Here is a 235-nt window from a genome sequence, read left to right as displayed (position 1 = left end):
AGCATAGCCGTTGCCTCCTCCTGGAGGTCGGCAACGAAAAGTTTCAAGCAAAAAGCAGGGAATGCGAGAGCCAATGTTTATGGGTGCAGTGAGATCCAGCAATATCTTCGATTTGTATCGTTTTCAGTATCGGAAAAATAAGAGAATAGATAGGATGCATCGCTTGCTGGGAAGTGTGTGCGCCCTTTGCATCGTCGGCGCCACACTTGCCTTCGCCACACTTGCCCTCCGCGGG

At 51.1% G+C, this 235-nt stretch carries 1 pseudogene; it reads right to left on the bottom strand.

The window, feature by feature from the left end:
- Window positions 1-43: 43 nt before the first annotated feature.
- Window positions 44-235 (bottom strand): annotated as a pseudogene (locus tag KVS69_RS20610) (hypothetical protein); the annotation flags it as partial.

The sequence above is a fragment of the Stenotrophomonas sp. GbtcB23 genome, assembly GCF_019091045.1.
Taxonomy (GTDB): Bacteria; Pseudomonadota; Gammaproteobacteria; order Xanthomonadales; family Xanthomonadaceae; genus Stenotrophomonas; species Stenotrophomonas rhizophila_A.
This window is presented reverse-complemented; position numbering and strand designations above follow the sequence as displayed.